Below are 9,359 nucleotides of genomic sequence, written 5' to 3' on the forward strand. Positions count from 1 at the left end.
GTTTATATTAGATTTCTTATTTAATTAGATCTTGTAGCACCCGCCCAAGTGTTGACTATATTGTTAATGCATTTAACGCACGGTGAACAAAATTTATAATACAATAAAATTTGAATTCAAACAAATCTATATTTTTAGCTTTATTCTGCGTGCGGTTAATAAATAATAAATTTAAAAAAATCTTGGGTGGGCAGCTAAAATAACAGTAAAAATTTTAAAAGAAAAATAAAATATAAATATATAACAAATTGAAAACTTATAGGGCGGGTAATTCTAATAAAAACTCAAATTATAGATATTAAATGAAAAAATAATTAATAAAAAAAGCAATGATAATATAAAATCATCATTGCTTTTTTATAGTTATTTCATTAAACAAATTAATTTAATTTTTTTGGTATCCTTACATTCTTTAAAGCCTCTAATCTTTGATAAATAGCCTTATCTACATCAAAATTACTAGGCTCTACATTATCAAAAGTATATTTACTAGCAAGCAATAAAGCTTCTTTCTCCTGAACATAACTACGCATTCTTCTATATATTAAAGACATTCTAAAAAGAGATAACTTTTGTCTATAATCATTAATATAAGCCTGTCTGTAATAATCTATAGCAGCAGTTCCTCTATTTCTTTTTCCATAATGTTCAGCTAATCTAAAATATATTCTTCCTTTTTCTTCTGTCTTATAGGAAGTTTCAGCTAAATTAATAATTTCTTTTTCTATGATAGCATAATTATCTTCATCTATTAATTTTTCATAAATATATAAAAGGCTGAAATATGCATCTAATTTATATGCTGGTATTGTAAGATTAGTAGCTAAATTAATAGCCTTTTTGTATTCTTCTATAGCTAATTTATAAGAGGCAGCTCCCCCTTGTTCAGCAGGATTTCCGCCTTCTTTTTCATATATAACACCTAAAAAGTAATGAGCATCTGCATTATCAGGATAATACATTAATGTTTTATTCATAATGTATAATGCAAAAGAAATGTCACCATTATATATAGCTCTTTTAGCTTCTCCTATGTACACCCAAGCAGGTTCCAATTTACCAGTGAATAAAGACCTATACATATTTGTATCTACAGTAATATGTTCAGTAGTATCTGCAGTTCTATTTGGAGTCTTAAGTGATTGACCTGCATATACAGATAAAGTACCAAGTACTAATATATTAAATATTAAAAATATACGTTTCATAAGCTACATCAAAAATAAAGTTTTATTATTAAATATATCGGTATAATAATATTTTACATTATAGTTTTTTATAGATCATGCCTTTTTAACATCTTTATAAACAGGATTTTCTTTAAGTGCTAAACTATCTTGAACAATATTTTCTGTTTCAAAAATGATAATTTCATTTAATCCAACTTTCAAAAGAGGGGCAGGTACATATAAATAACATGCAGGACCTTCGCTCCAATATCTTCCTAAATTAAAACCGTTTATAAATGCTGCACCTTTTCCAAGTTTAGAACAATCAATAAAAGTATCAGCTGCCTCATTAACTTCAAATTCATAACGATAAAATGAAGGCGTATTCTCTTTCCACTCACAATTAAAATCTACATCATTAATATTTTCTAAAGATAAAGCATACTGCTCCCAGCCTGTTTCAAAATGTATATCTACCATAACTCCTATACGAATACCTTTAATCTGACTGCATTCCTGAAGTTTATAACCGTAATTAACACGTCCTACATTTTCAACCAATAATTCTAATATATTATCACCATTATTGAATTTCATTTCTATAATGTCGCCGATTTCATCTTGATATTGTACACCTTTATATTCTCCATTTAAATAAAAATGTACTCTGTCAGAAACTCCAACAGCTTTTACCTTCATATCATAGCCAAAACCAGTAACATGAGTTCTATAAAGCATATATCCATAACCATTTCCAGCCTTTTCCATTGTTATAGGATAATCACTTCTCTGACATTTTGATATTTTATCTATTACTGAACATAAAGATGTTTTTGCTTTAAGTTTTGCCTCTCCAAAATTTGCTCTTTTATGATCTCTAGGCTCAAAAGTTTTTATTTCAGGATATAATTCATTTATAAGCTTCTGAAGTTTATAAAATTTCTCTGTAGGCTCTCCCCATTCGGTAAGAACAGCATCATAATCATAAGACGTAATTTGAGGGAAATCAGTATAACCTGTTACAGAAGTACCATTATAAAAACCGAAATTAGTTCCTCCTATAAACATATATAAATTTATACTGCCTCTTTTTAAAATCTCTTTTACTTCCATTATGAAATCATCAGCATCTCTTTTGATTATAGGTTCTTTCCATAAATTAAACCAGCCGTCCCAAAATTCCATACACATTAATGGATTTTTTATGCCTTTTCTCTCAAAGAATTTTTCTGTTGCCTCAAAATTTTCTTTAGCCTGAGAACCAAAATTAACAGTAGCTAATATTCCATCATCTACTAATGTTCCAGCTTCTAAAACAGCGTCCCAAGCACCATCAGAAGTAAATAAAGGCACTTCGGCACCATATTTTTTCATAATATTTTTTAACGCTTTAAGATAGCCTTTATCATTACCAAAAGAACCATATTCATTTTCAATTTGCATCATAATTACTGGGCCATTTCTAGTAATCTGTAAATCAGCAATATGTTTAAATAGCTCTTTATAATAAGCATCAACTTTACTTAAAAATAATTCTGTATTAGTACGTACTTTTATATTATCATATCTTAAAAGCCATGCAGGAAGTCCTCCGAATTCCCATTCAGCACATATATAAGGAGTAGGTCTTAATATAACCAATAAATCCATTTTCTGAGCAAGCTTAATAAAAGAGGCTATATCTTTATTTCCTGAAAAATCGAAAACTCCCTCATCTATCTCATGAATATTCCAAGGTATATATGTTTCAACAGTATTAAATCCTGCTGCCTTTAAATTGTAAAAACAATCTTCCCAATATTCTTTTACAAATCTAAAATAGTGAATAGCACCTGATAAAATTTTTATTGGTTTTCCATTTAAAATAAATTCTTCTTTAATTTCAAAAGTAGACATACTAATATCCTAAATAGTTATAGATAAATTTACTAAATATATTATTAATTAACCAAGATATTTTTTTACAAATTCATCATCTTCTAAAGCAGTTAATATTTCAACACCATCTTCTTTAACTGCCACAGTATGTTCATAATGTGCAGATAATGAACCGTCCCTTGTAATAATAGTCCAATCATCATCTTCTATCAAAATAGCATGATGCCCCATATTAACCATAGGCTCTATTGCTATAACCATATTAGTTTTAAGTATAGGACCTGCTCCCTCTTTTCCTCTATTTGGTACCGCAGGTTCTTCATGCAAATTTGCTCCTACTCCATGACCTTGAAACTCTCTTACAAGAGAATAACCAGCATCTTCAGCAGTTTTTTGTATGGCATGAGAAACATCACCCAAATGTACTCCGTCTTTTATCTTTTTTACGCCATTAAAAAATGACTCCATAGTAACTTCAATCAATCTTGCTGCATCTTCTGATACATTACCTACTTTATAAGTAAATGCTCTGTCTGAATGATATCCTTTAAAATATACGCCTATATCAAGTCCTATAATGTCGCCGTCTTTTAAAATCTTCTTTTTACTAGGTATGCCATGTATTACTTCATTATTAATAGAAGCACAAACAGAACCTGGAAAAGGAGGATTTCCATAACCTTTAAATGAAGGCTTTGCATTATGCTTTCTTATATAATCATATACAAATTTGTCTATATCTTTTGTAGAAATACCCGGCTGTATTATTTTTTCAACTTCTTTAAATACATTGGCAAGTATATGACCGCTTTCACGCATTAAATTAATTTCAGCTTGAGTTTTTATTTTTATAGCCATTTATTATACACCTTTACGAATTAAAAAATACTACTATTAGTATTGTTTTGATTATCTGCTGTTCCAAAACCGCTTGTATTATTTTCTGATAAATTAACATTATTATTATCATTATTAATGTTGTTATTATAATCAGCATTATTATTATCGCTATTATTATTCATATTATCATTAGAAGTACTGCTATTATCTGCAGCAGTAGATGTTGTATTATTATTATTTTCTTCAATAGCTATATCTTCTGCTTTTACACCTGTAAATGATTCTTCAACAACTTTTGTTATATCTTTTTTCTGTCCTCCAGTTATAGTCATCTCACCCTGTATAACAGCACCTTCTCCAACATCTATTTTAGGAGCCTCTATATTTCCTAAAACTCTTCCTGTTTCTATCAATATAACTTCTCTTTTTGCATCAATATTACCAATCAAAGTACCTGCTATTGTAATACTTTCTGTCATTATAGTACTGGTCTTTACTTTACCATTAGGCCCTATTACTAAATGTCCATCAATTTTTAATTCTCCTTCAAATTTTCCATCTATTTGAAAAGAACCTTTTACAATAAAAGTACCTTTAAAAGATGAACCATCTCCTATAACGCTATTTATCATATCTCTTTTTGCCATAAATCTAAACTCCTAAATATATAGTTTGATTTTATAAGTATAGTAATAAAAAGTCAACATTTATACAACTGTAGTATTATAACATATTTTTAGTCTTTTATCTATTTTTCGGTTTACAAAAAAGAATAGTTTCTCCGCCCCAAGGTGAAAAAGTCCTTATATAATACTCATAATTTTCTGTTATATCTTTAATAAATATCGGAACTTTATAAAAGTCTTCCATAAAAAGTTCGCCGCCATGATATATTGCTATAGCAAGATAGGGCCTAAATTTCTTTATAGTATTTATACTTCCTTCCAATATATGCATCTCAGCACCTTCAACATCCATTTTTAAATAATCTATTCTTTCTATATTATTTTCTTCTACAAATGCATCTACAGTAATAGCATTCATTTGTACTGTTGGAGTATTAGGAGTCATAGATACAAAATCAATAACTTCATTCTTATTTGAAAAAAGAACATTTTCCAAAATAACATTATTCAGCTTATATTTTTCTTTTATCATTTTTAATGTATCACAAGCATTTTTATCCGGCTCAAAAGCATAAATTTTTGCCTTATCTGAACATCTTTTTGAAAAGAAATAGGCTGTATCACCTTTCCAAGCACCAACATCAAATACCACACTGTCATCGCTTACTTCAAATATGTCTTTGATATTATACTGTTCAAGACCAAATATATAAAAAAGTAAAAAATTCTCTATTTCTTTTGGATATTTAAACTTCTTTAATCCAAATAAAATTCTCTTTAATCCCCAAGAAAATATATTAATAGAACCATATTTCATACTTAATTTTATTTTCTTCTCAAAATTAGTATAAGCATCTCTATTAAATGAAAGCATATATCTATATTTTATCAAACTTTTAAATAGACTCTTAGAATATTCTTCTTCAAGCATATTATAAAAAATAACAAAATTATCGCTTTCAATCATAGCCTTTATAAAATTATCTGTATTTTCAGTTGCTACTATCTCATCTTTACTAAATTTATTCCTTACTATGCTTCTGCATTCTTCTAATAACTCTTTCATAATATTACCTATAAATTACTTTGCAATTTCTATTATATGTTTTAAATCAATTTTTTTCTCATATATTGCTTTTCCAACTATAGCACCATTAATACCCATATCTTTTAATTTTTTTATCTCATCTTCATAGGTAACTCCGCCTGAAGCTATTATATTGCATGAAATTTTTTTTCTTAATTCTTTATAAATATCCAAATTAGTGCCTGATAATTTTCCGTCTTTTGAAATATCTGTATATATTATTGTATCAATTCCCATATCATCAATTTGCTTACAAAATTCAACAGAATCCTCTTTTTTTATTTCCTTCCAGCCTTTTATTGCTATCATTCTATCTCTTGAATCTATTGAAACAGCAATATGATTTTGATACTTATTAATCATATCTTCCAAAAATTTAGTATTTTCAACTGCAATAGTACCTAATATAGTTCTTTTAACACCTATATCTAAATATTTTCTTATGGTGTCCTCACTTCTTATACCGCCGCCAACTTCAACAAATAAATCGCATTTCTTTATTATTTTTTCTATAGTTTTAAAATTAACTGTTTCCCCATCACTAGCACCGTCTAAATCTACAACATGTAAATATTTACTTCCGCTTTCTATGAAAAAATCTAATATTTCTAAAGGATCTGTAAAATATGTAGTTTTATTATTATAATCACCTTCAACAAGTCTTACAACTTCTCCGTTCTTTAAATCTATTGCTGGAAGTATTTCCATAAATATACCCCTATTATTGTGTATTATGTAATCATATTATATCACAAATTGTGAAAATAAAAATCATTTTATATAAATTAGTTAATGTTTATGTTATTTTAAAAAACTCCGATATTGAATAATAAACTAATTTAAATTTAACGGGTTTTATTATGATAAAAAGTCTATCTATAGAAAATTTCAGATGTTTTGATAAGTTACAAATAGATAATATTAAAAAAATTAATTTTATAATCGGCGAAAATAATTGCGGAAAAACAACTTTGCTTGAAGCTATGACTCTAATTTCATCATCTTCACGTATTGGAGTAATTGAAAATATAAAAAGTATTAACAGATTCATAGAAAATAAAGTTGAAATAAAAAATCTATTTCACAAATTTGATTATGATAATAATATCAGCTTTAATTATAATCAAGAAGATGATACTAATTATGAGATAAATATTTCTCCTATTGTGAAAGACAATAAAAAACTTTCTAATGATAATGTTGAATTAAATTACAATATTATTGCTATTCACAATGAAGAAATTCAGGAAAATAATTTAACTATTCCAAATATTAATAACACAATATATATGATGAATAGAAAAGCTGAAAATATAGAAGATAAAAAAGAAATATATATACCAAGCAAAATAGAATACAGCACATTAACTTCATATTTAATAGAAATACTAAAAAATAAGAATGAAGCTCAATTACTAGAAATGATTTCTTACTTTAATAAAGATATAAAAGCAATAAGCGTACTTAATAATGATATTTATGTTAATGTTGAAGGAATAAATGAATTAGTATTATTAAATTTAATGGGCGATGGATTAAAGAAATACTTATCAGTGATTCTTCCTATATTTGTAAATAAATATTCTATTATATCTATTGATGAAATAGAAAACGGACTTCATAACAAAGCTATAAGACATTTATTAAGAAGCATATTAACTTTAAGCAGAAACAATGATATGCAAATGTTCTTCACAACTCATAATTATAATGTATTAAGAATCATATCTGATATAGTAACTAATGAAGACTATTTTAAAGATTTAAAAGACATCATAAACATTATTAATATATATAATACTGAAAATGAAGGCTTTAAGACTTATAATTATGATGTTGATAGTGCAAGAGAATTTATAGAAAATAATTCTAATCAATAATAAATTTTTATTTGCGGAGGTATTTATCAAACATTATTATATAATACTTCCGCAAATATATAATATCAAATCTTTCTAAAAATAATAATACATCTATAAAAAATATAAATTCATAATATCCTATCCGCACGCTAAACATCATCATAAATATAAATTAATTTTAAATATTAATATTTTTAATATATAAACCGTGCGTTGAATAAAATTTTAAATATAATAAAAACTTGGGTGGGGGCTGTAATTTCTGATTAAGTTATAAAGATAATAAAAATTAGAATTTCAAAATAAAACAATAAAGAATAAAGGGCGGGGATGTAAATAAAATTTTAAAATATAAAAAATTATTTATGTTATAATGATTATATTAATATTTGTTATATAGGAGCGACCAATGTCAATATTTAGCTATTTCTTTAAAAAGCCTATAGACAAATCTAAATTAGAAAAATCTCGCTTAAAAGACTATGATAAAGCTATAAACTTTTATGAAGAAACCTTAAAAAATAATAAAGATTTCAAAATAGATCCAAATCATATTAAATCATATAATAATAGAGGAATGATTAAATATGATATGGGGCTTTTTGAAGATGCTATTAAAGATTATGATAGAGCAATAGAACTTGATAATAATTATTTTGAAGCCTACTGTAATAGAGCAAATGCTAAATATGGTTTAAAAATGTATAAAGAGGCATTAAAAGATTATAAAAAAGCTTTGGAGTTAGATACTACTAATAATAGTATTATAGAAAATATAAAAAATATTGAAAACAAATACGGTTTGAAATAAAAATTAATTAACTTACAAATTTTATTATAATTGCCCGCCCATTTTCATTTATAACTTTCATCTGTTATTTTTATGCTATTTTTATTTTTAGCTTTTACTATGATTATAAATCCCAATAGATTTGTTTAGATTTTAAATTTCCGCATTGCACGCTGAATAAAATTATAAATATAAATTAATTTTGAATGTTAAATTTTTTAATATATAAAATTCAGTTTACCGTGTGTCCAATAAAATTCTTATCTAATAAAAATTTGTGTAGGGGCTGTAATTTCTAATTAAGTTATAATTAGATTTTTTAATTAAACTATAAAAAATAAATTGAGTAATATATAGTTAAAGCCAATAAAAAAATATTAATTTATTTAATCTTATTATTCTATAATATTTTCATATATTTATAATACTCATTATTACTATGTGCATTATAATTTTACTTCATTTAAGATTCTCTACATCAAAATTCTTGTCAGGAGATATGTGCATATACTCTATCGAATTAACATTAATACAATACCCCATATTATCTACTACATTTAAAAACTTCCTCCTTTTTTGACTATATTTTTGTACTTTACTAAAATAAATATAATTTCCTTGTAAATTACTACTTACTAAACTAACTTCTCCAATAAAATAATCTCCAGAAATAGTTTTAAATATTATTGTTTTATTATTATTGTCATATATTAATGTTTCAAATACTTGATCTACTACATTTTCATATTGACTTCTTTTAAAAAGAAATCCATATATAAAATTATACTGTTTTCTCAATTTTAGTCTTAATATAGATATAATAATTCCAATAATAAAAGATAAAATATATAATACTATAAAAAATATTATTAAATTAAATAATATATCTATATTCTTTAATAATTCTTTATTATTAGAATATATATTAAATATATTATTTATATTCTCTAACAAAAAAGAATTAATGAAATTAAATTGAATAGGAAATTTTAACAATCCTAATATAAAAAACCATATAACAAATGAATATAGTATACTATATAATGTGGCATAAAATGTACTAATTTTAACTTTATATACCTAAACAACTATATTTTGTCAATTTTC

Annotated in this window: 9 protein-coding genes; 2 read left to right on the plus strand and 7 right to left on the minus strand. The window is 25.3% G+C overall.

Annotation, left to right across the window (positions count from 1 at the left end; translation table 11 throughout):
- Positions 1 to 380 precede the first annotated feature (380 nt).
- The 6 genes from R4K56_RS09805 to hisA all read right to left on the minus strand — a co-directional run bounded on the left by R4K56_RS09805 (position 381) and on the right by hisA (position 6,308).
- Positions 381 to 1,208, minus strand: a complete 828-nt coding sequence (locus tag R4K56_RS09805) for a tetratricopeptide repeat protein (RefSeq protein WP_335772441.1) — start codon at positions 1,206 to 1,208, stop codon at positions 381 to 383.
- A gap of 75 nt (positions 1,209 to 1,283) precedes the next feature.
- The gene (locus R4K56_RS09810; protein ID WP_335772440.1) at positions 1,284 to 3,065 is read right to left on the minus strand and encodes a glycoside hydrolase family 35 protein; all 1,782 of its coding nucleotides are present in this window, start codon (positions 3,063 to 3,065) and stop codon (positions 1,284 to 1,286) included.
- Positions 3,066 to 3,113: 48 nt separating this feature from the next.
- Positions 3,114 to 3,905 (minus strand): type I methionyl aminopeptidase, encoded by a 792-nt coding sequence (gene map / locus R4K56_RS09815; RefSeq protein ID WP_335772439.1) that lies wholly within the window; start codon positions 3,903 to 3,905, stop codon positions 3,114 to 3,116.
- 20 nt (positions 3,906 to 3,925) lie between these two features.
- A complete protein-coding gene (locus tag R4K56_RS09820) occupies positions 3,926 to 4,534 on the minus strand; it encodes a bactofilin family protein (RefSeq protein ID WP_335772438.1) in 609 nt (202 codons plus the stop codon).
- A gap of 97 nt (positions 4,535 to 4,631) precedes the next feature.
- Positions 4,632 to 5,579 carry an FkbM family methyltransferase gene (locus tag R4K56_RS09825; protein WP_335772437.1) on the minus strand — a complete coding sequence of 316 codons (948 nt, stop codon included), beginning with the start codon at positions 5,577 to 5,579 and terminating at the stop codon, positions 4,632 to 4,634.
- A gap of 15 nt (positions 5,580 to 5,594) precedes the next feature.
- Entirely contained in the window at positions 5,595 to 6,308 is a 714-nt protein-coding gene (hisA, locus tag R4K56_RS09830) for a 1-(5-phosphoribosyl)-5-[(5-phosphoribosylamino)methylideneamino]imidazole-4-carboxamide isomerase (protein WP_335772436.1), read from the minus strand.
- Between the two features lie 152 nt (positions 6,309 to 6,460).
- Here hisA and R4K56_RS09835 point away from each other — a divergent pair, with 152 nt between their 5' ends.
- Positions 6,461 to 7,480, plus strand: a complete 1,020-nt coding sequence (locus tag R4K56_RS09835) for an AAA family ATPase (protein WP_335760575.1) — start codon at positions 6,461 to 6,463, stop codon at positions 7,478 to 7,480.
- Positions 7,481 to 7,871: 391 nt separating this feature from the next.
- Complete coding sequence (locus R4K56_RS09840) at positions 7,872 to 8,273, plus strand: tetratricopeptide repeat protein (protein ID WP_335772435.1); 402 nt, start codon at positions 7,872 to 7,874, stop codon at positions 8,271 to 8,273.
- A 438-nt stretch (positions 8,274 to 8,711) separates the two neighbouring features.
- Here R4K56_RS09840 and R4K56_RS09845 read toward each other — a convergent pair whose 3' ends face one another.
- Positions 8,712 to 9,050: a hypothetical protein gene (locus R4K56_RS09845; RefSeq protein WP_335772434.1), complete on the minus strand. Its 339-nt coding sequence runs from the start codon at positions 9,048 to 9,050 to the stop codon at positions 8,712 to 8,714.
- Positions 9,051 to 9,359 lie beyond the last annotated feature (309 nt).

It is taken from the genome of Brachyspira pulli (genome assembly GCF_036997785.1).
GTDB lineage: Bacteria > Spirochaetota > Brachyspiria > Brachyspirales > Brachyspiraceae > Brachyspira > Brachyspira pulli.

What these genes read in the sequence shown, in the direction of transcription:
- R4K56_RS09805 (WP_335772441.1), bottom strand. Translation starts at nt 1,208, where the DNA reads ATGAAACGTATATTTTTAATATTTAATATATTAGTACTTGGTACTTTA.
- R4K56_RS09810 (WP_335772440.1), bottom strand. Translation starts at nt 3,065, where the DNA reads ATGTCTACTTTTGAAATTAAAGAAGAATTTATTTTAAATGGAAAACCA.
- map (WP_335772439.1), bottom strand. Translation starts at nt 3,905, where the DNA reads ATGGCTATAAAAATAAAAACTCAAGCTGAAATTAATTTAATGCGTGAA.
- R4K56_RS09820 (WP_335772438.1), bottom strand. Translation starts at nt 4,534, where the DNA reads ATGGCAAAAAGAGATATGATAAATAGCGTTATAGGAGATGGTTCATCT.
- R4K56_RS09825 (WP_335772437.1), bottom strand. Translation starts at nt 5,579, where the DNA reads ATGAAAGAGTTATTAGAAGAATGCAGAAGCATAGTAAGGAATAAATTT.
- hisA (WP_335772436.1), bottom strand. Translation starts at nt 6,308, where the DNA reads ATGGAAATACTTCCAGCAATAGATTTAAAGAACGGAGAAGTTGTAAGA.
- R4K56_RS09835 (WP_335760575.1), top strand. Translation starts at nt 6,461, where the DNA reads ATGATAAAAAGTCTATCTATAGAAAATTTCAGATGTTTTGATAAGTTA.
- R4K56_RS09840 (WP_335772435.1), top strand. Translation starts at nt 7,872, where the DNA reads ATGTCAATATTTAGCTATTTCTTTAAAAAGCCTATAGACAAATCTAAA.